The organism is Streptomyces sp. NPDC003011, assembly GCF_053591515.1.
On record NZ_JBSFTY010000025.1, the window covers coordinates 71,054 to 97,567 of the forward strand.

Here is a 26,514-nt window from a genome sequence, read left to right on the forward strand (position 1 = left end):
GCATCGAGGTCGGCGCTCTTCAACCGGTCCTCCCCCAGGGCGAGTTCCTCGGCGGCATCGTGTACGGCGTTCTGCTCGGCGCCCGGTGACAGGCTCCGGTGGCGCGAATTCGTCGACCACGACCACCACCGCGGACGCGCAGGCACCAGGCGAGCAGCATCGTCAACCCGGAGGGCGCGACCGCCACGGGCACCCCGTCCGAACGCCACCCCCGCAGGTCCACGTCCGCGTCGAAACTGTCGACGGCGACGACCCCCACGGCGGCCACGGCGGCCAGGAACCAGAAGCAGACGACCACGACGAGAGCCACGGTCACGGTCGGATCAGGAACCCGGCCGGCATCCCTGACGCATCGCTAACCGACGCGCTGCATGGCCTTGTGGTGCCGTTCCGCCATCGCGGCGCCGGACTCGCGGCGGGCCATCCTGCGCAGGACGGACGGGGCGAGGAGCAACCCGGCGACCGTCCAGGCGCCGAGCACGCCCGCCGTCTCCAGGTGCCGCCAGGACGCACCGAGTTCGGCGGCGACCGCGCCGGCCGGCAGCAACGCGGCCCGGAGACCGAGACCGAGCCAGTACACGGGAAAGACCTGCGCCACGGTCTGCAACCACTCGGGAAGCTTGGACAGCGGGAAGTAGATGCCCGAGATCACGACGAGCCCCATCACCGGAAGCATCAGCAACCCGATGGTGCGCGGGCTGTCGACGAGCGAACCGATGACGGCGCCCATCGGCAGGGTCGCCAGGAGCCCGAGCGGTACCACCCACACGAGCGTCAGCAGCGCTCCGCCGCCCTGCCGGGCGACCCCGTCGACCAGGAACACACCCACGGCGAAGGGGAGCGCCATGGAGACGAGAGCCGTGCCCGACACCATGATGATCTTTCCGATCAGGTAGCCGACCATGCCGTGGGGCACGGCCTTGGCCCGCAGCAGCGTGCCGTCCTCGCGCTCGGTGGCGAGCAGCTGAGCCGTGGTCATCATCCCGGTGAACGCGAGCGTCATCCCCAGCATGCTCGGCAGCAGGAACGCGCCCTCGGAGATGCCCGCACCCTTCAGCGGATCGTCCTTGACCAGGTACAGCGGCACGATGAGCAGGATCGTCCAGAGCACGTAACCGAACACGTCCTGGCCGGTGGTGAAGGTCTGCCGGAGTTCCGTCCAGCCGCGCCGTGTCCCCATCCTCGCCGCGTACCACACCGGACTCATCGCGTCCTCTTTCCGAAACCGTGTGCCGCGCGCTCGCCGGGAACGCTCCCCGCCTCCAGCTCCCGCACCATCGTCAGGTACGTGTCTTCCAGGCTCGCCCGGCGTACCTCGAGCCCGCCGATCGCCTCGCCGTGCTCCTCGAACAGCCGGCGGACGAATCCGGTGGGCTCGGCCGTCGCCTTCTCGAAGGGCCGCCCGTCCCGCGTCCATCGCACGGTGGCCTCGGCCGACGCCTGCCGGGACAGCTCCGCGGCCGTACCGTCGGCCACGATCCGGCCGCCGACGAGGATGAGGATCCGGTCGGCGAGCCTCTCCGCCTCGGCGAGGTCGTGCGTGGTCATCAGAACGGTGTTGTTCTCGTCGGCGAGTCCGCGCACCAGCCCGTGGAACTCACTCCTGGCCTCCGGGTCGAGACCGGCCGTCGGCTCGTCCAGGAACAACAGCTCGGGTCTGCCCACGATGCCGACCGCCACGTCGAAACGCCTGCGCTGCCCGCCGGACAGGGTTCCGACCCGCTTGTCCGCCTGCTCGGTCAACCCCACGGCGGCGAGGAGCTCGTCGACCCCCCAGGGCCGCCGTACGAGGGCGGTGGAGTACGGCGCGTAGTAGCAACCGAGATGGGCCAGCAGCTCCCGCACCCGCCACTTGCCGTGGTCGCGCCAGGACTGCAGCACGATGCCCAGGCGCGCCCGCCACCGCTCGTCCCCGCGGGCCGGATCGATGCCGAGGACGGTCACGTCCCCGGCCGAACGCATCCGGAAGCCTTCCAGGACCTCGATCGTGGTCGTCTTGCCCGCGCCGTTCGGGCCGAGCAGCACGACCACTTCACCGCGCCGGGCACCGAAGCCCACTCCCTTCAGCACGTCCTGGCTGCGGTAGCGCATGCGCAGATCGCGTACGTCGATGACCGTGTCGCTCCCCGGCGGCGGGCTGCTCCCGACGCCGGACAAGGCGTGCGAGGTCGTCATCCGCGTTCCCCCGTCCCTCTCGTGGCCGTGCTCCGGGATGAGGCACCGGAGGCCGCCCGCCGACGTCCGTAGTCATGGGACGCGTCTTCGGCTGCGGTCGGCCGTCGCCGTCCGGCAGCGGCCTTTCCCTGCCCTTCCCGGCCCTTCCCGGCCCTTCCCGGCCCTTCCCGGACGAACACAGTACCGAACAGTCCACGGCATGATCAGGTCTTGCGGTGTGATCCGGGCCGCCCCCGCACGGCAGCCACAGCGGGAAAGTCGTCGCCGCCTCTCACGTGTTCGTCGGCTGGGCCGTCGCGCCTCCGAACGCTTCCGCCGTGCCGCCTTCGCCGTCCGTCGAGGGAGTGTCGACGAAACTGTAGGGCGGCAGCGGACCGTTGACCCGCAGGGCCAACTGCTCGTGTTCGTGGCCGAGTTCGTCGACCGTGGTCAGGAATCGCTCGGCGGAGTCACGTTCCACCAGGAAGGAGACGTTGGCCAGCCAGCCCGTGCTCTGCGGTCCGGCGCTCACCGCCTCGGCCATCGGCTCCAGCGCCTGTCGGAGCAGTTCGGCGTCCGTCGCCTCACGCGCCTGGACGGCGGCGGCGACCATCTCCCCCAGCCGGACCTTCTGCTCCTGCGAGCCGCCGCCGGCCTCCTGGTTCGCCTCCGCCAGGGCCCGGATCTCGTCGTTGTCCGCCATCACCAGGCGCAGCACGGCCTCTTCGTCGTGGTTGGCCTTGACGTTGTACTCCACCTTGCCGTCCAGCGCGCTCAGCCGTTCCAGGAAGTGCTCCGCGCGCTCGGCGAGCACGGTCGTCACCGTGACGTCGTCCGGCGAGACGCCGCCGAACCGCATCGGCAGTACCACGCCGTCCGTTCCGGCCGCGTCCAGCACCCGCTGGTGCGCGAGCAGATCACGCCGCTTGGGCCGCAGTTCCCCGGGAGCGTCACTGACGATCGCGGCCAGCTCGCCCCGGGACAGAACACGCACCGGTCGCGGAGGATCTCCGACCCCGTCCAGGTCCTGGGGCAGTGAGGAGTGCGCCGAACGTACGATCCCGTAGACGTAGGTGCCCATCTCTCATTCCCCTCTCCCGCGCGCCCCACGCCGGACGCCCTGACGTTCCTGGCCCTCGTCACGGGCCTGCTGGAAGGCCTCGGAGATCGCCTCCGCGGCACCGGACAGAACTCCCTTGGTCTTGCCGTGGGCGCCGGACTCCGTGGCCTTCCCCTTGAGTTCGGTGAGTCCGGCCGGCTTGCGCGGCCCCGCTTCCAGATCGAGGCGGTTGCACGCCTCGGCGAACCGCAGGTACGTGTCGACGCTGGCGACCACGACCCGTATGTCGATCTTGAGTATCTCGATGCCGACAAGGGAGACCCGAACGAACGCGTCGATCACCAGCCCGCGGTCCAGAATGAGTTCCAGGACGTCATAGAGGCCACTGGACCCTCCCCCACCACCCTGCTGTGTCGCCACGGTCACCACGACCAACCCCTGTCCTTGTCTCTGCGCGACCCCATCAGCGCTGCCCCCGGCTGCGACTCAGGCTTGGGACACGAGTAGCCCCCACCACCCGAGAACAAACGCGTGTACGAACGAAGCCGGCGCTCAGCCCAGCCGCCGGTGCCGATGCCGATGCCGACCGATGCCGATGCAGCAGCCGGGCCGCGCCCACCACCACCGGCACGGCTCGACCCCCCTGCTCTCAACGTGGAGAGACGTACACAGACAGTCCTGTCCCACGCAGTCCTGGCCGCTCGGTGTCCGAGGGCAGCCAAACGGCCCGCACGGCCCGCACGGCCCACACGGCCCGCACGGCCCGCACGGCCCGCACGAAGCAGCAGACCAGCGCCGACACGAGGGTCACCACAAATCAGGGAACGGCTACTCCGGTTGCGTCACGGTCAGCGCCCACCGAATCGACTCCGCCGAAGCGTCCACAGCCACCGAGAAGGACCCGGGAGGGACCACGCCGGCGTCCATGGTCACCGACCCCAGCCCGGCAGCCCCGGCCGGACAGTCCACCGAGAACGCAGCGACCTCCTCCTGCTGCGACTCCATCGTCACCCGCACGGTGCCGCCCCCCTCGCACGCCACCGTGAGCACGGTCGGCAGCGCGTCCCACGCTCCCCCCGACACGAGACCGCCATCCCCCGTGCGTTCCTCGACCCACACCAAGCCCTCCGGTCCGGGGTGGGGCAACAGGACATCGGTGGATGCCACGGCGGGCCCCGCCCCCGCACCCGTCAGCCCTAACGTCGTCAGCGTCGTCAACGCCGCCGCGATCAGGCTCTTACTAGTCCGTCTCATGTTCGCTCCTTCTTGATGCGAGATCCGGAATCCGGGTCCGGCAAGGACTCCACAGTCTTCCGAGGCGCATGACGTGCCACATGAGTATCTGCACTCATGAGTCTCGGCACAGGTCGCACGGTGACACACCGAACTGGTCGACGCTGAGCAACGAGCGGCCTGGGCGCCCAAGTTGCGAGCGAGGTGCCGGGTCCGTCGGGTTTCGCCGCGTTCCGCGCCCACCATCACGGCACGGTGTGCCCTGTCCCCCTGCCGCTATGGTTCTGCCATGTCCCGATCATCAGGTAGCGGCTCCCCTTCGTCTCCCGTCACCGCGGACGACCTCGGCCTCGCCGTACGACTCGCTGTGGCAGTCCTCCGCAGGGCGCCCTCGGCCGCTTGGGACGCCAAGGCCGGTTCGCTGGAGTGGGACTGCTGGGAGACCGTCGAGCACCTCAGCGACGACCTGTTCGCGTACGCCGTCCAACTGGGCCCGGAAACACCGCCCTTGGACGGCGAGGTGCCCTTCGTGTGGGAGAGTCGCCGACCCGGCGGCCCGGCCAACGCCGTTCACGCGGACCGTGCGGCAGGACCGGAGGGCCTCTTGCAGGTACTGGAGGCCAGTGGCGCCCTGTTGGTCGCCATGGTGCGCACGAAGCCTCCGCAGACCCGCGCTTACCACGTCTTCGGTGTCTCGGACCCCGAGGGCTTCGCCGCGATGGGGATCGTGGAGACCCTGGTGCACACGCACGACCTGGCGCAAGGACTCGGGCTCGCCTGGAGCCCACCGGCCGATCTGTGCGCGCGGGTGCTCGTCCGGCTGTTTCCGCACGCGCCGTGGTCCACGGATCCGTGGACCACATTGCTGTGGGCCACAGGACGCGCCGAACTGCCCGGGCATCCTCGTCCCACCACCTGGCGCTGGGACGGCACGCCCCGGGGCACAGTCGCCTGACGACTAACGGCCAGCGGTCAACGGCCAGTTGGACAGCCGGGCTTGAGGCGCTTGCACGAGGCCGGTATCAGGGTGCCTCGAGGCGTCCCCGGGCCGCGATCCGCTCGCGGATGCGGGCGGCGGTACGCGCGGCGTCCTGCTGCTCGACGGCCAGCACGCCGTTCTCGGTCATCAGCGCGTGGAACTGCTGCCGCTCGTAGGGGACACCCGATGGGAGTGCGGCAATGTGCCAGTGCAGGTGCGCGTTTCCCTGCTGACTTCCCAAGGAATACAGATAGGTCCGCTCCGCTGCGACAACGTCCTCCACGGACAGGGCGACCTCACGGACGACCAGCATCAACCGGCCGTAGTCCTCCTCGTCGAGGTCGCGAACGGCGTGCTCGACATGGCGTTTCGGCGCGACGAGAACCTTCCCCGCCACCGTGGGCCACCGATCGAGGAACGCGACGTGGTCCTCGTCCTCGAACACCGTGTGATGCGCGTACTCAGGATGCCCTGAGAGGAAAGCGCACACGAAGCACGGGCCGGTCCGCGCTCTCGCCGCGTACGCTTCCAGGTCCATCGTCTGCCGTTCCGCCGGCACAGGTGCTCCCTTCCCTCCGCAGGCCGACCGAAGCGCCCGCAGCTCCTGGCACAGGGCCGTCGGCGAAGCCCAAGCCCAAGCCCTCTGCACTACGGTGACGTCGGCGAGGGAGACGCGTCGGCGAGGTCCGCCCCGGTGTCGGCACACCGCTGTGAATTGCCGACGCCGTGCCAGTCCAGGCACATGATGGTGGCATCGTCCTGGAGGTGACCCTCGTTCGAGGCGACGACCTGCGCGATCATCGTGCGGGCGGCCTCCCGCGGATGCAGGTCGCTGGTGCCCTCGATCAGGCCGCGCAGGTCCACGCCGCTCGCGCTGCGCTCCAGCATGCCGTCGGTGAGCATCACCAGCCGGTCGCCGGGCCGCAGATCCAGCCGCTGCACCCGGTATTCGTGCGGGAACTGGAAACCGAACGGCATGTCGATCTCGACCGTGAGCTGTTCCACCTTTCCCTCCCGCAACCGCAGTGGCCAGGGATGACCCGCGTTGATGAACTCGCTGCTGCCGTCGAGCAGGCTGATGCGCAGGAGCTGACCGGTGACGTAACTCTGCCGGCCGTGGTCGAGCATCGCCTGATGGGCCTGCCGGGCTTGCTCGACCAGATCGGCGCCCGCCCGCCTGGCCCGCCGCAGCGCGCCCACGGCGAGAGTGGCCAGCAGCGCGGCGTCGACGTCGTGGCCCATGGCATCGGTGACGGACAGCTGTACGGTGTCGCGGTCGATCGTGTAGTCGAAGGTGTCCCCTCCGACATGATCGGCCGGCTCCAGTGCCCCGGCGACCGAGAACTGCGCGGCCTCGCAGGCGAGGGACGAGGGAAGCAGCCCGTGCTGGATCTCCGCCGCCAGGCTCAGCGGGCTGGTCCGGCGTCCCCACTGGTACACGTCGGTGAACGACCGGTTCGCGCTGACGATGTAGGCCAGGGCGTGCGCGGTCTCACCGATCTCCCTCATCGCGGCCGCATCGGGCGCCACAGGCAGGAACAGTTCCAGCAGGCCTATGGCGTCTCCCCGGTTGGTGACCGGGGCGACGACCCGCACCGCGTACCCGTCGGGCTTGGTCTCGGTGGCCAGTTGCTGGGTCCGGATCACTTCGTCGTACAGGGTGCCGGGCAGGGCTATGCGCTGGGCGGGTTCGTCGGTCTCGACGCTTCCGGCGACGCCCAGGCGCACCACCGACGCACCGGTGAAGTCCGTGAGGAGAAAGGAGACCATGGTGGCGTCGAGGCGCTGCCTGAGCATGCGGGCGACGACATCGAGCGACTCCACCGGTGCCGCGGCTTCCGCCGCGGCCAGCGCGCCGGCAAGGCCCGCGATCGGGACGTCGTGGCCGTCGCTGTGCGGGAAAAGCCGGGAGCCGGCCACACCGTCAGCGTCCGGCGGATGTGCGCTCACCTGATGAGTCTCCCCCGTCTGACCACCCCGGAGCCACCTCGCCGGAGACGACGAGCCGCCGACGGGTCGGGTCGCGATACCGCGGCCAGGCGCGGACCGGTCCCGTCTCGGCACAGTCTGCCACCCCTGGCCCCAGCCGGATCGTTTTCACCTGAACGGCCGGCTGACAACCCGCTCGACTCCCAGGCGATCTGGTGATCAGGCGATCCGGCGATCCGATGGGGGTCGTCTCACTGACCGGGGCGCACGGACCGGACGGTCGATCCGGTCCGTGCGCGCGTCGGTGAGCCAGGGGCAGGACAAGCGACACGGTCCTGCCGACCCCGGGCCAGCCGCTAGGGGCCCCTTCGCTCCCCCGGCGTGCCGTTCCGCAGCGCCGACAGCTCCGACACCACCGGAAGCACCGGATCGGCTTCGCCCCCGCCCTCGGAACCTCCCACCGTGGCTCAGCGACCACGCCCGCACAACGCACGAGCCCCGCTCCGCGGCTGGCGGAGCGGGGCTTGTTCCGAGCGCTGGGCAGGCCTTGCACCTGCATCTTCCCGCAGGAAGCGGGACGTCTTTCCTTGGACCACCAACGCATGGCCGTGCCTGGATTTCCGGCGTGCGGCTCAAGGTCGACTATAGCGGATCTTCGTCCGGAACCCGGAGGCGGCGGAGACGGCGGAGACGACCGATCGCCTGCCTGAGGCCAGGTGGCGTAGCGTTCAGAGGAGAGGCGCACGCTGGCTGCGCCGGTGACCGCGCTGGTGTCAGGTGACGGTCGCACTGGAGGCGTTCCTTCGGACCTGGGACTCCGTCGCCCCGGTGGCCCGACGAGACGGCGACAAGAGGGCCGCGGCCCCGTGAAGGAACACGTGATGAGTACCGACAACACATACGGCAGCAGCCAGCTGACCCAGTGGCTGCTGGAGACCAACTCACTCGAAGACTTCCTGCAGACACTGGCGGACGCCGCCCTGGAGCTGTCCAGAGCCGAAGGCGCCGGCCTCACGCTGGAACGCGACGGCCGGCCGCTGACCGTGGTCAGCGCCGGAACGGCGGCGACGAAGCTGGACGAGAAGCAGTACGGCCAGGACGACGGCCCCTGCCTGCAGTCCCTGCGCACCGGCGAGGAGCTGTCCGTCAGGGACATGCTGCGGGAGACCCGGTGGGACGACTATCCGGCCTACGCCGCGGCCTGCGGGATCCGCTCCTCCCTCTCCCTGCCGATCGCCGCCCACACCCACACGGCATGCGCTCTCAACCTGTACGCCGGTCCGCCGAACGCGTTCGAGCAAGTCGATCTCCCTGCCTTGCGGTCCCTCGCCTCGCAAGCCACCGGCGCCATCGCGCTGGCCCAACGCATCGCCGACACGCAGACGTTCGCCGAGCAGATGCAGGCCGCGATGCAGTCCCGCAGCGTCATAGACCAGGCTCTCGGCGTGGTCATGGGACAGAACCGGTGCACCGCCGACGAAGCCTTCGGCATCCTGCGGTCCGCCTCCCAGCACCGCAACATCAAACTCCGCGAGCTCTGCGTCGAACTGATCACCAACCTCACCGGCCGGCCTCCGACCGCTCCGGCGCTGCGCCCCCGCCCCTGACAGACGTCGGTGACGGCAGGCCGTGATCGGGCCTTGTGCCTCCGCGAGGTGAGCACTGTCGCCGGAGCCGGTGGCCGCTCGTCCGCGTACCCACCGGCACCTCCCGCCCCGTGCGGAGGGCGTACGGTGGCTCAAGGGATTCGGCAGTGAGTCTCCGGCGCTCCTTCGCCCCCAGTCCCCGGGAGGAGGACGCGCTGAGCCGAGAACTCCCAGAACGTGGCGCGGCTGTCCGGGATGAGCGTCTCCGCCTTCTCCCGCGGCGTCCAGGCGGTGACCGCGATGAGTCCGCTCCAGTTCCGGAAGGAGAGCCGGCTGCGGGGGTCCGGCTGCTGCTCGCCACCCGTCCCGGTCACGTCACCGGAGCCGGCCACCGTGTCGGCTGTGACAACCCGGCACAGTTCAGCCGCGCATACCGCCGCCAGTTCGGCGCGCCCCCAGCCAGGACGCCACCCGCCTGCGTCCCGCCGTGCGCGGCCCGGAGACTGTGAGGAAGGGGGCAGAGGCGCTGCTGGGGCTGCGGCGGCGGGCGGGTGAGAGGCGCGTGATCACGTCCGTCAGGGGTACTCCGGGCGTCCGGAGGGAATCGGGACACGCCAGTGGCAGGACGAGGTGGCCTCCGGCCTCGCCGGACGGGACGGTCATGCCGCGGATCACCGACGACACCCCTGACGGCTCGCTCGACCTCCACTTCATCGGCAACGCGACCGTCCTGGTGCGTTACGGCGGGCTGACCCTGCTCACCGATCCCAACTTCCTGCACCGCGGGGAGTACGCCTACCTCGGGTACGGGCTGCTGAGCCGCCGCCTGACCGAACCGGCCGTCGACGTCCGCGACCTTCCCCGCCTCGACGCGATCGTCCTGTCGCACCTGCACGGGGATCACTGGGACCGTCGGGCGCGCAGGCATCTGGACCGCACGGTGCCGGTGCTGACCACGCCGCATGCCGCCCGCCGTCTCAGGGTGGTGCACGGTTTTCCCCGCACGGCGGGGCTGCGTACCTGGCAGGGGCACACCGTCCAGCGGGGCGGCGTACGGGTCCGGGTGACCGCGTTGCCGGGGCGGCACGCCGGCCACCGTCTGCTCCGGGGTCTTCTCCCGCCGGTGATGGGCAGCATGCTGGAGTTCGGTCCCGTGCGAGGACCGGTCGGCCTGAGGCTGTACGTCTCGGGCGACACCATGCTCCACGACGGCCTGGACGAGATCGCCCGGCGTTTTCCGGCCGCCGATCTGGCTGTTCTCCACCTGGGCGGCACACGCCTGCCCGGTGGCTTCGTGGTGACCATGGACGGTGCGCAGGGAGCGGAGCTGGCACGGCGTCTCGACCCCCGCCTGGTCCTGCCCGTCCACTACGACGACTACACGGTGATGCGTTCGCCGCTCACCTCGTTCCTCACCGAGATCGACGCCGTCGGGCTCGGTGAACGGCTCGTCCACTGCCGTCACGGGCAGCGTGCGCGGATATCCCCCGCTCCCGGGGCAGCGCCGACGGTCCTCTGACCACGGGCGAGGTGGTACGCGACGGAGAACCGGAAGATGCCGGGGAACGCGGTCACCGCGGCATCCGTGGACCCGGGGCGAGCGGGTACCCGCCTGATCATGGCGCACCTCAAGAGCCTGTCCGTCGGCGTCAGGCATGACCACGCCGGGACGACGGTGATCCGCAGTCTGGGAACGGAGCAGGCCGACGAGCGGGGCCGGCTCCTGGTACTGGTGCCGGGCCTGGGCGCGCCCGGGTACCTGTTGCGATCAGTGGATCGCTGCGCGCGACGCGGACCGGTCCGGCTGCTGGACGTTCCCGGTTTCGGCGGCCCGTCCGGCCCGGCGTGCCCTGAGACCCTCGGGGCGCTCGCCGACACGGTGGCGCGGTGGCTGGCCGTCGTTCCGCGCGAACCCGTGGTGCTCGCCGGCCACTCGACCGGCGCCCAGGTGGCACTGCACGCCGCTCAGCGCGTGCCGGAGCGGGTCCGGGCCCTCGTCCTGATGGCTCCGACCTTTCCGCCTCGCCTGCGGCGGATGCGTCCGCTCGTGACGGCGTTCGTCCGTACCGCCGTCCGGGAGTCCCCCTCCGTGGTGCCGGCCGTGCTGCCCTCCTATCTGAAGGCGGGGCCGCGACGACTCGTGCGGTGCATTCGCTCGGCCCAGGCGGACGCACCGGAGGACCTGATGCCCGCGGTCACCTGCCCGGTCACGGTCGTCACGGGAGCGGACGACGCGCTCTGTCCGCCGGAGTGGATCCACCGTCTGGCGCGCCGGACCAGGCGGGGCCGGGCCGTGGTGGTGCCCGGGGCGCACGCGTTCCCCCACCGGTACCCCGGTCTGACCGCCGAACTGCTGGCCGAGGCGCGGGAGACGTGATGCCGAGTGGGAGACGTGATGCCCGAGGCGGGTGTCCGCTCCGCCCTGCGCCCGGCCGCTCGGGCCGGGCGACCACGGGCCGGCTATGACAGGCCGTCCCGTTCGAGCACCTCGTGACACGGCGACGCCGACGGTCCGGCGAGGGGACGGCAGCCGCGGGCGAGGGCCAGGGCACCGGACAGCGTGGCCGTCACCAGCAGGTACCGGTAGACACCGGTCACCCGGAAGACTCTGCGGGCCAGCGGCTGACGCGCCACCACACACAGCACGGCACCCCGGCTGTGGGCGAAGCGCCGGGTACGCAGCAACACACCGACAGCCGCGGCGGTGACCAGCGGCGTGCGCACATCGATGATCACCGTGCGCGTGGCCGACCGTGAGATCTCCCGTTGGAGACGTCTCTGAGCGGCGCCCTCCGCATCGAAGTCGATGACGTCGTCGATCTGGATCACGAGATGGCCCTCGCTGAGGCGGTGGCACGGAAACAGCAAGTCGGGCTCCTTGAGGCATGCCGGCAGGAGAGCCACTTCCTGACCACCGTCCTCTCGTACCCCTGCCTCCGGAGCTGATGCCGAGGATCATTGACGTAACCGTGCCCACGCGGCTCCGGGAGCTCGACCCTGACCACCCCGCCGTCGCCCAACGAGCCGCCCTGCGGCGGAACCCCGCACAAAGGGAGCGGCGAGCCGTACGCTGAGCAGACAAGGCCGTTCCGCTTCTTGTTCTCGTCCGCCGCGCAGCAAGACCGTTTCCCTCCGTCGCCGGGGCCGGCGGACGGACGCGGGCCGTCCCCGTCTGATGGGTCTTTCCATGACCACGCTTCGTGACTCGGCCCTCATGCTCCGCGGGCTGCTGCGGGCCAGTCATCTGGCCAGCTTCGAACAGTTGCCGGCCCTCGTGGCAGAGCATGCCGACGCGGCGGGCCTGCGCCATGCGCGCTTCTACGTGGCCGACCTGAGGGAAGAGGTACTGCGGGAAGCCACCGGCGCCGGCATCGACGCGGGCGCCGACGGGCAGGAACTGCGCATCGACACCACCCTGCCCGGCCGGGCCTTCCGGAGCATGCAGGCGTTGTCGGCCACCGTCGGCGGCCACCGGCAGCACTGGCTGCCCCTCCTGGACGGCACCGAGCGTCTCGGCGTCCTCCGTGTCGACACCGATGCCGATCCGGACGACGCCGGCCACGAAGCCATGCGGGACCTGTCGTCACTGCTGGGCATGATGCTGGTGTCCAAGCGCGCCCACAGCGACTCCTACGCACGCCTCACCCGTCTGAGTCCCATGTCGGTGTCCGCGGAGATGCAGTGGACTCTGATGCCGCCGCGGACCTTCGCCAACCACCGGGTGACCATCGCCGCCGCCATGGAACCGGCGTACGCCACCGCGGGCGACGCCTTCGACTACGCCGTGGCCGGCGACACCGCCCACTTCGCGATCTTCGACGCCATGGGCCACGACACCGCCGCCGGCCTGACCGCCAACCTCGCCGTGGCCACCTGCCGCAATCAGCGACGCCAGGGCGCGGACCCCGTCGAAGCGGCGCGGGCCATCGAACACATGCTGATCGAACAGTTCACCCGCGCGCGGTACGCCACGGGCATCCTCGCCGACCTCGACATGGGCACCGGAGTGCTGACCTGGCTCAACTGCGGCCACCACCCGCCCGTCCTGATCCGCGGCGGTCGCTGGGCCACCACCCTGGCCTGCACGCCCACGCACCCCCTCGGCACGGACCTGCGTCTCCCCGCCGTTCTCTGCCGCGAACAGCTCGAACCCGGCGACCGGATCCTGCTGCACACCGACGGCATCACCGAAGCCCGCGACGCCGACGGCCAGGAGTTCGGCCGCGACCGCTTCGTCGACTTCGTCATCCGCCACCAAGCCGACGGGCTGCCCGTGCCGGAAACACTGCGCCGGCTCGTACGAGCGGTGCTCGACCACCACGACGGCAGACTCAACGACGACGCCACCGTCCTGCTGTGCGAGTGGCGCAGCCCCTGACCCCGCGCTGTCACGCGCAACGGATCGTCATCCATTGCGGGGTGCCGGTGGACTGACGCTCCGTGGGATTCCCCCGGACGCATGGATCATTCGGCCATTCAGCTCAGAAACCGCCGTTGTCGGGCGCGGTGCCGAATCGGCAGGACTACTTTCCGCTGGGCTGGTTACGCACAGCCCGACACGAAGACCAGCAGGGCGGGTCCTTGTTCCGCTTCCCCCACCCGTCCGTGCACTGCTGCTGATTGAGGAACTGATGGCGATCCATACCGAACCCGTTGCTCCGGTCCCCGCCGTGGAACGCCGGAGCAGAGGCCAGGTCATCGTTACCTGGCTGACCACGACCGACCACAAGAAGATCGGTCACCTCTACCTGATCACCTCGTTCGGCTTCTTCCTCGTCGGCGGGGCGCTGGCGATGGCGATCAGGGCGGAACTGGCCCGGCCGGGCCTGCAGTTGCTGTCCAACGAGCAGTACAACCAGGCGTTCACCATGCACGGCACGATCATGCTGCTGCTGTTCGCCACACCGACCTTCGCCGGGTTCGCCAACGCGATCATGCCACTGCAGATCGGCTCCCCGGACGTCGCCTTCCCCCGCCTGAACATGTTGTCCTACTGGCTGTTCCTCTTCGGCGGCCTCATCGTCCTGGGCAGCTTCCTCACCCCCCAGGGCGCCGCCGACTTCGGCTGGACCGCCTACACCCCCCTCAGCGGCCCCATCCGCAGCGGCTACATCGGCGGCGACCTGTGGATCATGGGACTGGCACTGGCCGGATTCGGCACCATCCTCGGCGCCGTCAACTTCATCACCACCATCATCTGCATGCGCGCCCCCGGCATGACCATGTTCCGCATGCCGATCTTCACCTGGAACGTGCTCCTGACCTCGGTCCTGGTCCTGCTCGCCTTCCCCGTCCTGGCCGCCGCGCTCCTCGCACTGGAGGCGGACCGCAAGTTCGGCGCGCACATCTTCGACCCGGAGAACGGCGGCGCCCTCCTGTGGCAGCACCTGTTCTGGTTCTTCGGCCACCCCGAGGTCTACATCCTCGCCCTGCCGTTCTTCGGCGTGATCACCGAGATCCTCCCGGTCTTCTCCCGCAAGCCGATCTTCGGCTACATGGGCCTGGTCGGCGCCACCATCGCCATCACCGGTCTGTCCGTGACCGTGTGGGCCCACCACATGTTCGCCACTCAGGCCGTCCTGCTGCCGTTCTTCTCCTTCATGAGCTTCCTGATCGCCGTGCCGACCGGCGTGAAATTCTTCAACTGGATCGGCACCATGTGGAAAGGCTCCCTCTCCTTCGAACCGCCGATGCTGTGGGCGGCCGGCTTCCTCGTCACCTTCCTCTTCGGCGGTCTCACCGGCGTCCTGCTCGCCTCACCGCCACTGGACTTCCACGTCACCGACAGCTACTTCGTCGTCGCCCACTTCCACTACGTGCTGTTCGGGACGATCGTCTTCGCGATGTTCGGCGGATTCAGCTTCTGGTGGCCCAAGATGACCGGCACCATGCTCGACACCCGCCTGGAGAAAGTCCACTTCTGGACCCTCTTCGTCGGCTTCCACACCACCTTCCTCGTCCAGCACTGGCTCGGCGCCGAAGGCATGCCCCGCCGCTACGCCGACTACCTCGCCGCCGACGGCTTCACCGCCCTCAACACCCTCTCCTCCCTCGGCGCCTTCCTCCTCGGCCTGTCCACCCTCCCCTTCCTCTACAACGTCTGGAAGACCGCCAAGAAGGGCGAACGCGTCGAGGTCGACGACCCCTGGGGCTACGGCCGCTCCCTGGAATGGGCCACCTCCTGCCCCCCGCCCCGCCACAACTTCGTCACCCTGCCGCGCATCCGCTCCGAATCCCCCGCCTTCGACCTGCACCACCCGGAACTCACCAAGCTCGAAGAGCGCGAGAACGTCGGCAGGCGCGACGCCGTGGAGCCCGAAGGACACAAGGGCGAACCACGGTGAGACACGGCATGCGCAGGGCGGCCAAGGACGAGCGCAGCGAACTGGCGAACACGGTCGAGGGTTACCTCCTCGCCCGCACCCATCACGACCAGGCACAGCGCGAAGCCGAAGATCTCTGCGCCCGCATGCCCTGGCTGACCAGCGCGCAGGCCGAGGACGTCACGCGCCACTACCTCCGCCAGCGCATCGACCTCACCCGTCAGATGCTGCTGACCACCACCGAACGGGCCGGCCGGCTGCGGGAAGAGTACGAGGACCGTTACGCGTCCCTCCGCCGCGAGCTGCTCAAGCGTCACGCGGCCTGCGCCTGCGCCGTCCTCGCCTGCACGGCCGGAGTGAGCACGCTGATGTACCTCGTCGGCCGCTAGAGCCGCTGCTGGATTCGCCGCTGGATTCCGCCGCTGCCTCCGTCCCGTGAGCGCGCGCCGCACGAGCCGCGGCCTGGCTCCCTGGGCCGACCCGCGCGGCGGGGCATCGTCACCGGCCGTAGGCCTCTTTGCGGGGAAGGGGGCCCACGTCGGCGCGGCGGCGGCCGGGGCGACGGGCGGCGTGGCGCTGTCCGGGGCCGGGGCCGCCGCGAGCGGCGAGCGCGTCGGCCACGGCGCCGGTGACGAAGGCGTAGACGGCCTTGTGCAGGACGTCCACGACGAGTTCCTTGCGGGGCCACGTGGAGGGCGGGGCACCGACGCCGGTCGCGTTCTCCAGGATCTGGTCGTTGGTGAGACGGACGACGGTGAACTGGGCGGAGGCGACGGGCCCGCGCAGTCCGGCCTGGGCCATCACCGAGCGCAGCACCCCGAGAAGCGCGGCCTGACCGTAGTGCATGGCCCAGTTGACCGGCAGGGGCTGTGTGCCGGGACGTTCGGGCAGTCCGGTCAGCCGCTGAAGGACCCGCGCGGGCACATGGGAGTCCGGCCGGCCGGTGACGGCCTGCTCGATCTTCTCGCCGAGCGTCATCACGACTGCGCCGACGGTACCGGCGGCCAGCCCCTGCCACAGCGCGCGTGTGATCATGCCGGGCGAGTACCCGGTACCGGCGCCTTCACCCGCCCCCGGCGGACCGCCCGGGGTGTCCCGCACCGAGGTCATGAGGTCACTCGCCGGTGGTCTTCTCCACCAGCGCGGTGTACGCCAGTTGCAGCGCGTCCGACCCGGCCAGAGCGGCGAGCGCGCCCATGGCGGTGCGGGTCGCACGCGGCCAGAGCAGCTGGCCCGCGGTGAGTGTCGAGGCCACCCAGACGCTCATGCAGAACGGGCAGGTCATCAACTCGCCCGCGGTGCTCTTGCCCTCCTCGGACCGCGCCTCCTCGTGCAGTTCGGCCGGGCCCTGCGGGCCGACGTACTCCGTGAAGGGGGCCCGCAGCGGACTGGTCACCGATGCCTTGCTCAGCAGTCGGCTCAGCCGGAAGGCAGCCACCGAGGTCAGCACCACGTCCCACGGCTCGGGCCGGTCGGGCAGCGGCCGCCCGCGGAGCCGGACCACCGTGGCCCACGCCGCCGTGTACGCCCCGAACGTTGCCATGGCGGCGAGATAGCCGCCCAGCGGCCGCTCCTCCTCCGCCGAGTACTCCCGTGTGGTGCGTTGCAGCAGGCCGTGCAGACGTCGTGCGAACCGGCTGTCAGTTGCTGTACCCATGTGCCCCGTCCGCTCCTGTCCCGCTCCGTTCCAGGTCCGCTTCCCCACCGCTCCCCGCTCCGTCGTCGTTGTGGTCGTCCTCGCGCAGACGCACCTCGACATGGCCGTCGACGATCCGGGTGTCGAAGGCGGGCTGGGGGGCGGTGGCGGGACCGCGTACGTTCCAGCCGTCCGAGAGCCGGAAGACACTGCCGTGCCACGGGCACCGGACACATCCGTCGGTGACGGTGCCCTCGGAGAGCGGTCCCGCGAGGTGGCTGCACCTCTCCGCCAGCGCGTGGACGGTGCCCCCGGACTCGCGCACCACCAGGACGGGTACGTCGTCCACGCTGCGCCGTACGGGCTGACCGGCCGGGAACTCGTCCACGGCCCCGACCCGGTGCCAGCCTTCGGAGACGACGTGCGGCACCTCTTCGGCGTGGTTGGCACCGGATGCCTGACGGTAGGCGAGGTGACCGCCCAGCATGCCGCCGATCCCGACCGCCGTCAGGCCCAGGAAGCCGTACGCCCGTCCGGCGGCCGAGCGGCCCGTGACCCGGCAGGCCAGCGAGGCCGCGTACAGTCCGACGGCAGTCGTGTTGGCGACGGCGTGCACCAGTCCGACGCGCATCTGCTGCCGGTGCAGTTCCGCCCAGTCCACGGCACCCGTCAACGCGGCGGGCGCGGCCGCGGCCAGCCCGACACCCACCAGGACGCCCGCCTCACGGGAGCGCCCGGGCCGCAGGTCCAGTACCGCGGCCGACAGCCAGCTGCCGATCGGCACCTGCACCATCAAGGGGTGTACCGGGTGCCCCAGCCACCTGCCGTGCAGTACGTCCCGCACGCGTCCGAGGGGCAGCGAGCGCACTTTGCTGCGCAGCGCCTCGATCATCGGGTCGGCCCTGGGCTCCCGTTCCAGCCGGTCCAAAAGCCACAGCATTCGGTTCTGCTGCAGTCTGCGGCGACGTGGCGTTGTGCTCATGCGCAGCCGGGTCCCCACCTGCTCACCAGGCAAACGGAGGGACGAGGTCATGGCGTGCCGCCCTCGCTGATGATCAGGTCGATGGCCGCGCCCAGACCGCCTTCGGCGAGGGCGGCTCGCTGTCGGTCCGCCCCGGTGCCGTCCTGGAGGAGCCGGTGGATCAGGCCGGTCACCTCCCGGCCGTCACCGGATGCCTCCAGTGCGGGAGCGACATGTCGCAGGAGCTGGCACAGGACGTCGCCGGCGCGGCGTCGGCTGCCGCTCGGGTCGATGAGGGTGTCGCTCAGACCGTGCCGGGCCGCGTGCCACATGCCGGCCTGCAGCAGTTCCGGCGCGCAGTCGGGTGTGGGAGCGCCGGCGGTCGCCTCGCCCAGGGCGGTCTCCACCAGAGCCCGGACGAGTCCGGCGAACATGACGGCGTCGTCCACGCGCAGCTGCACGTCCAGGCACCGCACCTCGATGGTGGGGTACCGCTCCGAGAGGCGGGCCTGCCAGTACAGCTGACCGGTGTCCGAGATCAGACCGCTCTCCAGCAGTCGCTGGACACGCCGGTCGTAGTCGGCCTCGTCGTGGAAGGACGGAGGCATGCCGCTGACCGGCCAGCGGCTGAAGATCACGGTGCGCCAGCTGCCGAAGCCGGTGTCGTGGCCGTCCCACAGCGGGGAGTTCGCCGACATCGCCGTCAGCGTCGGAAGCCACAACCGGAGCCGGTTCAGAACCTGCACGCCCGCCTCCCGGCTGGGTACGGCGACGTGCACGTGCATGCCGTTGACCAGCTGCTCCGCCACCAGCTGCGGGGCCTGCGCGCGCATCGCCCGGTAACGGGCCTCGTCGGTGACGGCCACCGGACGCTGATCACGCACCGGCGGGGTGCCGCAGGCCGCGAGCCGGCAGCCGTGCGCCTCGGCGGCCGCCACGACGGCATGCCGCAACCGCAGCAGGTGCCCGCCGACCTCCTCCAGGGTGCCGCACACCGGGGTGGCCACCTCGACCTGCGCCTGCAACAGCTCGGACTGCACCTTCTGGTCGTCCAGCAGCTGTGCCACACCCGTCGCCATGCGCACCTTCTCCGCCAGCGGCAGAGGAAGGCCCGTGACGGGGTCAATCAGCAGATATTCCTCTTCGACGCCGATCGTCGTCATCGCTCGCCCTCTGTTCCGCTCGCTGCCGTGTCCGGCTGCGACGCACCTGGCTGACACCCCTCGCGGCGGTGATCACCTCGGCAGAGGTACGCGTTGTGGGGCTCTCCGAGTGCCGCGGCCGCTTCATCACAAACCCGGCACAGTCGAGGACACGGTGCGTACATGGGGTGAACCGCAGCACGCTGTCATCTCCGGCGATCACGCCGGTGCCCTGCGCGGACGCCGGAAAGCGTCGCGCGTGCCGTCCGTGCGGTGTGCGGGGCCGCGTCGGGGTACTCGCTCCCGTCCCGGGAGTCCCCAGCAGCGCCGGGACCCGGGGCGACCTCGTCGCCGGTCCACAGGAAGGGAGCGGTCCATGCCCCGGACCATCGCAGGAGAGACCGTCGAGCAGCTGGGCGGCCGGGACAGCGTCCTGGCACGGCAACGCCGCGACCACGCCGAGATGGACCGCCTGATGAACGCGTACGACGCCCACAGCGAGGGCGAGGACCGTGAGCGGCTCCTGAAGGACATCGTCCAGCTCGTCTTCAGTCACGCGTTCGCCGAGGAGACCGTGCTGTGGCCGGCCGTACGGCGCTCCGTCGCGGACGGGGAGGAGCTGACCTCCCGGGTCGAGGAGGAACACCAGCAGATCAACGATCTCGTCGCCGCCGTCGAACGCCTCAGTCCCGGACAGCCGGAGCGCGAACGGAAGGTGCAGCAGGTCTTCGCTCTGATCCGGCAGGACATCAGGGACGAGGAGGACCTGGTGCTGCCCCGCCTTCAGGAGGCCCTGGACACGGCTCAGCTGCGCCGGCTGGGCACGGTGTGGGAGACGGTCCGGATGAGCGCGCCCACGCATCCCCACCCGGTCATCCCCCGGCGTCCGCCCGGCAACGCGATCCTGGGCGTCCCGTTGAGTCTGTACGACCGGCTGCGGGACGCGCTCGGCCCCGGACGTTCCGCGGCGACGGCCGAGAAGGTGGCGACGGCCAAGAAGGTGGCCGGCGGACTGGCCGGCCTGTTGGTCTCCGTCGCAGCGGCCGTCGCGCTACGGAGCAGGCGGCGCTGAGGGGACGGGCCGGCGTCCCGGGACGGTGACGCGGAGATCGAGAAGCTGCCGGGTATGCGCGGGCACGTGGTTCTCGGCGAGGCCGTCGATGAGGCCGGCCAGCGCGACCGGCTGGTCCAGCACGAGGGCGTCGTCGGACAGGAGGAGCGACGGCACCAGGACCGAGGCGGCCTCCTGGTCCAGTTGGCCGGCGATGTCGCACAGGACGGCGGCCTGGCTGCGGACATGCTCCATCAGGTCGGTCCGGCCTGCGTGCCCGGCGATGATCCGGTCCAGGTTCCAGGTGTCCAGCGAGATGCGGTTGTCGAAGGTGGGCCGCGAGCCGGCGACGACGCCCAGGGCGACCGCCGCGGTGGAGGCGTCGACGCTGAGCAGGTGAGCCAGTATCCGGTCGGCGTTCCATCCCCCGTCGTCCGCGTCGCCGAGGTCGGGCATCGCCGCCGCCTCGAACAACGTGTCGTAGGCGCCGCGCAGCGCTGTGGTGTCCATGGCGTGGTGTCCTTCAGTCGGGGCTGTCTGCGTCTCAGTCCGGGTCTGTCCGCGTCGCGTCCCGCTCCGCTGCCTCGGCGACGCGTTTGATGTGCGCCAGCCTCCGGTCCCAGTCGGCCGCGAGCGAGGCCATCCACCGTGCCGTCGTGTCCAGCGCCGCGGGCCGCACCGCGTACCGCACCTCGCGTCCGACCCGGCCGCCGGTCACCAGCCCGGCGGCGTCCAGGACGGCGAGGTGCTTGACCACCGCCTGCCGCGAGACGGGGAGCCGTTCGGCGAGCGTCGTGGCGGTGGCCTCGCCCTGCGACGCGAGCAGATCGAGCAGCCGGCGTCGCGTCGGGTCGGCCAGCGCGCCGAGGACGTGGTCGACGACCTCGGCGGCGCCGGAACGCTCTTCCGTCACGTGGCGGGCTTCTCGGCGCGCGTCCTGAGCGCGTCGAGCTCCAGGGGCCAGCCTTCGCTGTGGTCCTTCAGGTTCTGGCTGCGCAGCTCCTCGGATCCGGCCAGCGCCGCGAATCCGCTCTCGACGACGCGCAGCCGCGTCCGGTCGCCTTCCTGGGTCAGCGTGAACTCCACGAGCGTGCTGTTGTCCTCGCGCAGTTCCTCCCCGGGGAACGCGCTGGTCCACCGGTACGCCAGGTACGTCGGCGGCTCGACCTTCTCCACGCGTACCGGGAAGTCGCCGTGCTCGGGGTTCTTCGCGATCATCGACTCGCCCTCCTTGGCCACGGTGCCGGGCAGGCTCGCTTTGTCGGCCACCCAGAACCCGGGCTGCGCCACCAGCGACCAGACCCGCTCCAGGGGTGCCGCGATCAGGGTTTCGCGTTCGATCCGGTCCTCGCTCATGAGGGACTCCCTTTCCTCGCCGCCATCAGGTGCAACTGCAGAGTTGCACAACGCCTCTGAAAGTGCAACTGGACGGTTGCACTACTTGCGACGCACGCCCGGGAGCGTGGCGGTCCGGCCGAGCCCGGCATCCGGGACACCCCTGCCGGCCCGACTTAGGTTAGGCTAACCTTCGTCGCGTGAGATCTTGTGAGGAAGCAGCCGGCACCCCGCGTCTGCGCGGCCATGAACTGTCGGCCACCGGCGTGACCGTGGCGTACGACGGGGTCGACGTGGTGCACGACGCCACGGTCGCCCTCCGGCCCGGTGAGGTGACCGTCCTGGTCGGCCCCAACGGCAGCGGCAAGTCGACACTGCTGCGGACGATCGCCCGGCTGCAGCGGGCCCGTCGCGCCACGCTCAGGATCGACGGCGACACCGACGGCCTGGCCCTGACGTCCCGTGAGTTCTCGCGCCGTCTCGCCCTGCTGACCCAGGGCCGCCCCACCCCCAGCGGACTGACCGTGCGCGACGTCGTCGAGTTCGGCCGGTATCCGTACCGGGGACGCTTCGGCCGGCCGGATCCGGACGCGTCGGCCGCGGTGGACCGGGCGCTCGCGCTCACCGGTCTCACGGACCTCGCCGAGCGCGGCGCCGACCACCTGTCCGGCGGGCAGTTGCAGCGGGTGTGGCTCGCCGGCTGCCTCGCCCAGGAGACCGGCGTCCTGCTCCTGGACGAGCCCACCACCTACCTCGACCTGCGCTACCAGGTCGAACTCCTCGACCTCGTCCGCGACCTGGCGGACGAGCACGGGATCGCCGTCGGCGTCGTCCTGCACGACCTCGACCAGGCGGCGGCCGTCGCCGACCGGATCACGCTGCTCGAAGCGGGCCGCGTCGTCGCCGACGGCCGGCCCGAGGACGTCCTGACACCGGAACGGCTGACCGCCGTCTACGGCATCCGGATCGACGTCGACACCGATCCCCTGACCGGCCGGCTGCGCAGCCGGCCGATCGGCCGCCATCACACGCGACACACCCTCAGCGAAAGGCTCGGCACCACTTCATGAGACGCCTCCTCCGCACCGCGGCCACCACCGCCGCCGCGGCGCTCACCCTCGCCGCGTGCGGCACCACCGAGCCCGCCGCCGACAGCTCCGCGAAGCCCTCCGAGGCCATCACCGTCACCGACGCCACCGGCGCGAAGGTCACCCTCGACGGCCCGGCCACCAGGGTCGTCACCACCGAGTGGAACGTCACCGAGAGCCTCCTCACGCTCGGCGTCGACCCCGTCGGCGTCGCCGACGTCACGGGCTACAGGACCTGGAACACCGCCGTCCCGCTGACGACGGCTCCGAAGGACATCGGCACGCGCGGCGAGCCGAGCATGGACACCATCGCCTCACTGTCGCCCGACCTCGTCGTGGCGACCACCGACCTGCCGCCGGCCGCCCTGAAGCAGCTGCGCGAGGTCGCCCCCGTGCTGGAGGTGAAGCCCGCCGACGGCTCCGACCAGATCGGGCAGACACTGAAGAACGTCGACCTCATCGCCCAGGCCACCGGCACCACCGACAAGGCCAGGACGGTCCGCGAGGACTTCGAGGCCAAGGTCGCCGAGGCCAGGAAGGCCCTCACCGACGCCGGTGCCGACGGCACCCGGTTCGCCTTCGCCGACGGCTACGTCACCTCCAACCAGGTTTCCCTGCGCCCCTACACCAGCGGCTCCCTCATCGGCGCCGTCAACGAGCAGATCGGGCTGGAGAACGCCTGGACGGTCAAGGGCGACGCCAGCTACGGCCTCGGTTCCACCGATGTCGAGGGCCTCACCGACCTGCCGAAGGACACCCAGTTCGCCTACATCGGCAACGACGGCGACAAGAACAGCACGCCCTTCACCGGCGCGCTGGCGAAGAACCCCGTGTGGACGTCCCTGCCCTTCGTCAAGGCCGGCGACGTGCACCGACTGCCCGACGGCATCTGGATGTTCGGCGGTCCCCGCTCGATGGAGGCGTACATCGACGCCGTCGTCGACGCGCTGACGCAGTAGCGGAGCCATGGCCGTCACCGCGACGAAACCCGCCACCCGTCCGCAGGCGGCCACGCCCCGCGCCGGCGCGGCCGCGGTGACGGCCGCGCTCGTCCTGCTGGTCGCCGCGCTCGCCGTCGTCGACATCACCCAGGGCACCGCCGCCGTCGGGCCGGCCGAGGTGTTCAAGGCCCTGACCGGGCAGGCCGATCCGGCCGACGCGTCCGTCGTGGTCGCCTCCCGGCTGCCGCGCATGACCGCCGGCCTCCTGGTCGGCGCGGTCCTCGGGGTGGCGGGCGCCGTACTCCAGGCCGTCAGCCGCAACGTGCTCGCCTCCCCCGACACCCTCGCGGTGAACGCCGGTTCGTACCTGGCGCTCGGGCTGGCCGGCGCGACCGGTGTCTCGCTCCCGCTGCTCGCCTCCTCCGGCGTGGCCTTCGCCGGCGGGCTGCTGGCCGCCGGCGTCGTCCTCGCGCTGTCCGGTCTCGGCACGGGCACCGTACGGCTGGTCCTCGCCGGGACCGCGCTGGCGCTGGGACTGAACTCCGTGACGGAGGGCCTGCTCCTGCTGTTCCCCGAGCAGACGGAGGGCCTGTACCAGTGGAACCAGGGCAGCATCGGCCAGAACGGCTTCGACGGTGTCGTGCAGATGCTGCCCGTCGCCCTGGCCGGGCTCCTCGGTCTGCTGCTGACCGCCCGCCGGGTCGACGCACTCGCCCTCGGCGACGACGCCGCGCGCGGTCTGGGCGTCCCGGTCCGCGCCACCCGCGTCACGGTGGTGGTGCTGGCGGCGCTCCTGTCCGCGGCCGCCGTCACCCTCGCCGGGCCCATCGGCTTCGTCGGCCTGTGCGCACCGGCCCTGGTCCGTCCGCTCGCCCGCCGGTTCCGGGGTTTCGTCCGCGCCCGTACGTCCTGGCCGGTGGCCGGCCTGGCCGGCGCCGGACTGGTGCTCGGCTCTGACGTGCTGCTGCGGGCCCTGGTGCCCGCGAACACGGCGGTCACCGTGCCCACCGGCGTCGTCACCAGCCTCGTCGGTGCCGTGTTCCTGGTGGTGACGGCCCTACGGCTGCGGGACACCACCGAAGCCGGTGCACCGGACCGGCTGCGCATCCCCAGCCGCACGGCGTTCCTGGTCACGCTGGCCGCGCTCGTCGCCGTGGTCGCCGGTGTCGCCGTCGCCGGCGTGCTGCTGGGTGACAGCAAGCTCCTGCTGGGCGACGTGGTCAACTGGGTGCAGGGGCGGGCCGGCCGGGCCGTCTCCTTCGTCCTGGACACCCGGGTGCCGCGGGTCCTCGCGGCCCTGTGCGCGGGCGCGGCGCTCGCCCTGGCCGGCACGCTGGTGCAGGCCGTGACCCGCAACCCGCTCGCCGAACCGGGGGTCCTGGGCGTCTGCGGCGGAGCCGCGCTGGGTGCCGTGCTCCTGGTGACCACCGTGCCCGTCGCCGGCACCTGGAGCGTGGCGGCTGCCGCGTTCGCGGGGGCCGCGGCGTCCTGCGTCGTCGTCTTCGGGCTGGCCGCCCGGGGCGGTTACCAGCAGAACCGGCTGGTCCTCGTCGGCATTGGCGTGGCCGCCGGGACGACCGCCCTGACCAGCCTGCTCATCGTGCTCACCGACCCGTTCAACGCCACGAAGGCGCTGACCTGGCTGTCCGGTTCGACGTACGGACGGACCATGCCGGACGTCCTGCCCGTCGCGCTCGTGCTCCTCCTGGGCATCGGCGTCGCGGCGGCCCGGCGCACCGAGCTGGACCTCGTGTCCCTGGACGGGGACACCCCGCGTCTGCTCGGCCTGCGGCTGTCCCGGGTCCGTCTCGGCTTCCTGGTGGTGAGCGTCCTGCTCAGCGCGACCGCCGTCGCCTCGGCCGGCACCATCGGTTTCGTGGGCCTGGTCGCGCCGCACGCGGCACGGGCCCTCGTGGGCCGGCGGCACGTACGCGTGGTGCCGGTCGCCGTCCTCCTCGGCGCCGCGCTCGTCTGCGCGGCCGACCTGCTCGGCCGCACGGTCATCGCGCCCGCACAGCTCGGCGCCGGCCTCATGACGGCGGTGATCGGCACGCCGTACTTCCTGTATCTGCTGGTACGGAGCCGGCGGTAGTCCACGGCAGTCCGTGCCCGGCTGACGACGGAGTTCGGCGGTCGCCGGACACACGTGAGCGCCCCCGTCCGAATCGGACGGGGGCGCTCACGTTTTTTCGACGGTGCTCAGCGCCCGTCAGGCGGCTACGCGGCCCCTGTTACGCGTGGACGTGCCCGCGCCGATGGCCGCGCCCGTGACCGCGGTTGGTGATCAGACGGTACAGCGCGAGGAGGATGACGGACCCGACGATGGCCGCGATCCAGGTGGACAGATCGAAGAAGCCGTCGATCGAGTCCACTCCGAAGATCACCTTGCCGAGGAAGCCACCGAGCAGCCCTCCGGCGACACCGATGAGCATGGTGATGATGATTCCGCCCGGGTCCTTACCCGGCATGAGCGCCTTGGCAATGGCGCCGGCGAGCAGACCGATGACTATCCACGCGATGATGCCCATGGCAGCTTTTCTCCCTTGCTTTCGGGTCGACGAACGTGTTTCCCAGGAACACACCGTCAAACTGCGGTATTTGCCGAAGCCCTGAAGACACCATGCCGTCCGGGCCCCGGTCCGGGCCGACTTGGTCACGTCGTGGCAGATCAGCGACGGTCCGGAAGAGGTTTCGCGGGCCCGTCGGGCCCGCCGGTTCCACCGTCGCCGCGCGCGTGGCCCTCATGACCGAACCCATGTGCGGCAGCACCACAAGGTGCGGCTCGGCCAAACAGGGAATCACGTGCTCGCCTGTCGGCACCCGGTGGCCGGAACGGACGGAGACGAGGGCGGCTGCGCCCAGGTGGTCCGCCCAACAGCGCGGCGGGACAACCGACATGACGGTGCCAGGTGACCACCCCCGCACCCTGGACCAGCTCCGACGCGCCTTCGCGCAACGGTCATGCCGAGGGACCAGGCATCGCCGACTCGACGGCACCTGGTCCCAGGACACGCAACCGGTGCGAGGCCGGCGTGGCCGCGCTCTGGCACAACTGCGCTGGCCGAGCGACGACACGAGCGTCCTGGGCAACGTCGC

The 26,514-nt window shown here is 71.1% G+C and carries 29 protein-coding genes and 1 pseudogene; 13 read left to right on the forward strand and 17 right to left on the reverse strand.

Annotation, left to right across the window (positions count from 1 at the left end; all coding sequences use genetic code 11):
- Positions 1-19 precede the first annotated feature (19 nt).
- From ACWD0J_RS15350 to ACWD0J_RS15375, 6 genes are all read right to left on the reverse strand, one after another.
- Positions 20-316 carry a hypothetical protein gene (locus ACWD0J_RS15350; RefSeq protein WP_451496285.1) on the reverse strand — a complete coding sequence of 99 codons (297 nt, stop codon included), beginning with the start codon at positions 314-316 and terminating at the stop codon, positions 20-22.
- 39 nt (positions 317-355) lie between these two features.
- Complete coding sequence (locus ACWD0J_RS15355) at positions 356-1,207, reverse strand: ABC transporter permease (RefSeq protein ID WP_451496286.1); 852 nt, start codon at positions 1,205-1,207, stop codon at positions 356-358.
- Positions 1,204-2,175 carry an ABC transporter ATP-binding protein gene (locus ACWD0J_RS15360; protein ID WP_451496287.1) on the reverse strand — a complete coding sequence of 324 codons (972 nt, stop codon included), beginning with the start codon at positions 2,173-2,175 and terminating at the stop codon, positions 1,204-1,206. The genes ACWD0J_RS15355 and ACWD0J_RS15360 overlap by 4 nt, the downstream gene beginning before the upstream one ends.
- Positions 2,176-2,446: 271 nt before the next feature.
- Positions 2,447-3,235, reverse strand: a complete 789-nt coding sequence (locus tag ACWD0J_RS15365) for a GvpL/GvpF family gas vesicle protein (protein ID WP_451496288.1) — start codon at positions 3,233-3,235, stop codon at positions 2,447-2,449.
- Positions 3,236-3,238: 3 nt separating this feature from the next.
- A complete protein-coding gene (locus ACWD0J_RS15370) occupies positions 3,239-3,640 on the reverse strand; it encodes a gas vesicle structural protein GvpA (protein ID WP_451496289.1) in 402 nt (133 codons plus the stop codon).
- Positions 3,641-4,042: 402 nt separating this feature from the next.
- A complete protein-coding gene (locus ACWD0J_RS15375) occupies positions 4,043-4,468 on the reverse strand; it encodes a hypothetical protein (RefSeq protein ID WP_451496290.1) in 426 nt (141 codons plus the stop codon).
- Positions 4,469-4,736: 268 nt separating this feature from the next.
- Here ACWD0J_RS15375 and ACWD0J_RS15380 point away from each other — a divergent pair, with 268 nt between their 5' ends.
- Positions 4,737-5,402, forward strand: a complete 666-nt coding sequence (locus ACWD0J_RS15380; RefSeq protein ID WP_451496291.1) for a maleylpyruvate isomerase N-terminal domain-containing protein — start codon at positions 4,737-4,739, stop codon at positions 5,400-5,402.
- Between the two features lie 67 nt (positions 5,403-5,469).
- On the opposite strand, the gene ACWD0J_RS15385 is transcribed toward ACWD0J_RS15380, so the two are convergent.
- Both ACWD0J_RS15385 and ACWD0J_RS15390 read right to left on the reverse strand, forming a co-directional pair.
- Positions 5,470-5,964: an HIT family protein gene (locus ACWD0J_RS15385; RefSeq protein WP_451496292.1), complete on the reverse strand. Its 495-nt coding sequence runs from the start codon at positions 5,962-5,964 to the stop codon at positions 5,470-5,472.
- A 110-nt stretch (positions 5,965-6,074) separates the two neighbouring features.
- A complete protein-coding gene (locus tag ACWD0J_RS15390) occupies positions 6,075-7,376 on the reverse strand; it encodes a PP2C family protein-serine/threonine phosphatase (protein ID WP_451496293.1) in 1,302 nt (433 codons plus the stop codon).
- 860 nt (positions 7,377-8,236) lie between these two features.
- Here ACWD0J_RS15390 and ACWD0J_RS15395 point away from each other — a divergent pair.
- From ACWD0J_RS15395 to ACWD0J_RS15410, 4 genes and pseudogenes are all read left to right on the forward strand, one after another.
- Positions 8,237-8,962, forward strand: a complete 726-nt coding sequence (locus ACWD0J_RS15395) for a GAF and ANTAR domain-containing protein (protein WP_451496294.1) — start codon at positions 8,237-8,239, stop codon at positions 8,960-8,962.
- Positions 8,963-9,172: 210 nt separating this feature from the next.
- A pseudogene (locus ACWD0J_RS15400) lies at positions 9,173-9,440 on the forward strand (helix-turn-helix domain-containing protein); the annotation flags it as partial.
- A gap of 162 nt (positions 9,441-9,602) precedes the next feature.
- Positions 9,603-10,460 (forward strand): MBL fold metallo-hydrolase, encoded by an 858-nt coding sequence (locus tag ACWD0J_RS15405; RefSeq protein ID WP_451496295.1) that lies wholly within the window; start codon positions 9,603-9,605, stop codon positions 10,458-10,460.
- 99 nt (positions 10,461-10,559) lie between these two features.
- Positions 10,560-11,318 carry an alpha/beta fold hydrolase gene (locus tag ACWD0J_RS15410; RefSeq protein WP_451496296.1) on the forward strand — a complete coding sequence of 253 codons (759 nt, stop codon included), beginning with the start codon at positions 10,560-10,562 and terminating at the stop codon, positions 11,316-11,318.
- Between the two features lie 83 nt (positions 11,319-11,401).
- Here ACWD0J_RS15410 and ACWD0J_RS15415 read toward each other — a convergent pair whose 3' ends face one another.
- Complete coding sequence (locus ACWD0J_RS15415; RefSeq protein WP_451496297.1) at positions 11,402-11,809, reverse strand: STAS domain-containing protein; 408 nt, start codon at positions 11,807-11,809, stop codon at positions 11,402-11,404.
- 319 nt (positions 11,810-12,128) lie between these two features.
- Between ACWD0J_RS15415 and ACWD0J_RS15420 the strand changes: the two genes are divergently transcribed.
- The 3 genes from ACWD0J_RS15420 (at position 12,129) to ACWD0J_RS15430 (ending at position 15,653) form a co-directional block, all read left to right on the forward strand.
- Positions 12,129-13,319: a PP2C family protein-serine/threonine phosphatase gene (locus ACWD0J_RS15420; RefSeq protein ID WP_451496298.1), complete on the forward strand. Its 1,191-nt coding sequence runs from the start codon at positions 12,129-12,131 to the stop codon at positions 13,317-13,319.
- 253 nt (positions 13,320-13,572) lie between these two features.
- The gene (ctaD, locus tag ACWD0J_RS15425) at positions 13,573-15,285 is read left to right on the forward strand and encodes an aa3-type cytochrome oxidase subunit I (RefSeq protein ID WP_451496299.1); all 1,713 of its coding nucleotides are present in this window, start codon (positions 13,573-13,575) and stop codon (positions 15,283-15,285) included.
- Between the two features lie 8 nt (positions 15,286-15,293).
- Positions 15,294-15,653 (forward strand): hypothetical protein, encoded by a 360-nt coding sequence (locus ACWD0J_RS15430; protein ID WP_451496300.1) that lies wholly within the window; start codon positions 15,294-15,296, stop codon positions 15,651-15,653.
- 109 nt (positions 15,654-15,762) lie between these two features.
- Here ACWD0J_RS15430 and ACWD0J_RS15435 read toward each other — a convergent pair whose 3' ends face one another.
- The 4 genes from ACWD0J_RS15435 to ACWD0J_RS15450 all read right to left on the reverse strand — a co-directional run bounded on the left by ACWD0J_RS15435 (position 15,763) and on the right by ACWD0J_RS15450 (position 19,024).
- Positions 15,763-16,299, reverse strand: coding sequence for a hypothetical protein (locus tag ACWD0J_RS15435; protein ID WP_451496301.1), 537 nt, complete (start codon positions 16,297-16,299; stop codon positions 15,763-15,765).
- A 79-nt stretch (positions 16,300-16,378) separates the two neighbouring features.
- A complete protein-coding gene (locus tag ACWD0J_RS15440) occupies positions 16,379-16,921 on the reverse strand; it encodes a DUF1360 domain-containing protein (protein WP_451496302.1) in 543 nt (180 codons plus the stop codon).
- Positions 16,905-17,882 (reverse strand): Rieske 2Fe-2S domain-containing protein, encoded by a 978-nt coding sequence (locus ACWD0J_RS15445; RefSeq protein ID WP_451496303.1) that lies wholly within the window; start codon positions 17,880-17,882, stop codon positions 16,905-16,907. Before ACWD0J_RS15445 ends, ACWD0J_RS15440 begins: the two co-directional genes overlap by 17 nt.
- 47 nt (positions 17,883-17,929) lie before the next feature.
- Positions 17,930-19,024: a glutamate--cysteine ligase gene (locus ACWD0J_RS15450; protein WP_451496304.1), complete on the reverse strand. Its 1,095-nt coding sequence runs from the start codon at positions 19,022-19,024 to the stop codon at positions 17,930-17,932.
- A gap of 355 nt (positions 19,025-19,379) precedes the next feature.
- Here ACWD0J_RS15450 and ACWD0J_RS15455 point away from each other — a divergent pair, with 355 nt between their 5' ends.
- Positions 19,380-20,075, forward strand: coding sequence for a hemerythrin domain-containing protein (locus ACWD0J_RS15455; RefSeq protein ID WP_451496305.1), 696 nt, complete (start codon positions 19,380-19,382; stop codon positions 20,073-20,075).
- Here the strand turns inward: ACWD0J_RS15455 and ACWD0J_RS15460 are convergent.
- From ACWD0J_RS15460 to ACWD0J_RS15470, 3 genes are read right to left on the reverse strand one after another with little or no spacing between them, the layout of a single operon-like run.
- Positions 20,055-20,564: a hypothetical protein gene (locus ACWD0J_RS15460; protein WP_451496306.1), complete on the reverse strand. Its 510-nt coding sequence runs from the start codon at positions 20,562-20,564 to the stop codon at positions 20,055-20,057. The two genes, ACWD0J_RS15455 and ACWD0J_RS15460, sit on opposite strands and share 21 nt — an antisense overlap.
- Positions 20,565-20,598: 34 nt before the next feature.
- Positions 20,599-20,967 (reverse strand): ArsR/SmtB family transcription factor, encoded by a 369-nt coding sequence (locus ACWD0J_RS15465; protein WP_451496307.1) that lies wholly within the window; start codon positions 20,965-20,967, stop codon positions 20,599-20,601.
- On the reverse strand, positions 20,964-21,410 hold the full coding sequence (locus ACWD0J_RS15470; RefSeq protein ID WP_451496308.1) for an SRPBCC domain-containing protein: 447 nt from the start codon (positions 21,408-21,410) through the stop codon (positions 20,964-20,966). The genes ACWD0J_RS15465 and ACWD0J_RS15470 overlap by 4 nt, the downstream gene beginning before the upstream one ends.
- A 179-nt stretch (positions 21,411-21,589) precedes the next feature.
- Between ACWD0J_RS15470 and ACWD0J_RS15475 the strand changes: the two genes are divergently transcribed.
- From ACWD0J_RS15475 to ACWD0J_RS15485, 3 genes are read left to right on the forward strand one after another with little or no spacing between them, the layout of a single operon-like run.
- A complete protein-coding gene (locus ACWD0J_RS15475; protein ID WP_451496309.1) occupies positions 21,590-22,459 on the forward strand; it encodes an ABC transporter ATP-binding protein in 870 nt (289 codons plus the stop codon).
- Positions 22,456-23,436: an ABC transporter substrate-binding protein gene (locus tag ACWD0J_RS15480; RefSeq protein ID WP_451496310.1), complete on the forward strand. Its 981-nt coding sequence runs from the start codon at positions 22,456-22,458 to the stop codon at positions 23,434-23,436. The genes ACWD0J_RS15475 and ACWD0J_RS15480 overlap by 4 nt, the downstream gene beginning before the upstream one ends.
- 7 nt (positions 23,437-23,443) lie before the next feature.
- Positions 23,444-25,510, forward strand: a complete 2,067-nt coding sequence (locus ACWD0J_RS15485; RefSeq protein ID WP_451496311.1) for an iron ABC transporter permease — start codon at positions 23,444-23,446, stop codon at positions 25,508-25,510.
- A gap of 139 nt (positions 25,511-25,649) precedes the next feature.
- Here the strand turns inward: ACWD0J_RS15485 and ACWD0J_RS15490 are convergent, their stop codons facing one another.
- Positions 25,650-25,946 carry a GlsB/YeaQ/YmgE family stress response membrane protein gene (locus ACWD0J_RS15490; RefSeq protein ID WP_286060229.1) on the reverse strand — a complete coding sequence of 99 codons (297 nt, stop codon included), beginning with the start codon at positions 25,944-25,946 and terminating at the stop codon, positions 25,650-25,652.
- 368 nt (positions 25,947-26,314) lie between these two features.
- Here ACWD0J_RS15490 and ACWD0J_RS15495 point away from each other — a divergent pair.
- Positions 26,315-26,514: hypothetical protein (locus tag ACWD0J_RS15495; protein ID WP_451496312.1), on the forward strand; the 200-nt coding region annotated here is incomplete at its 3' end.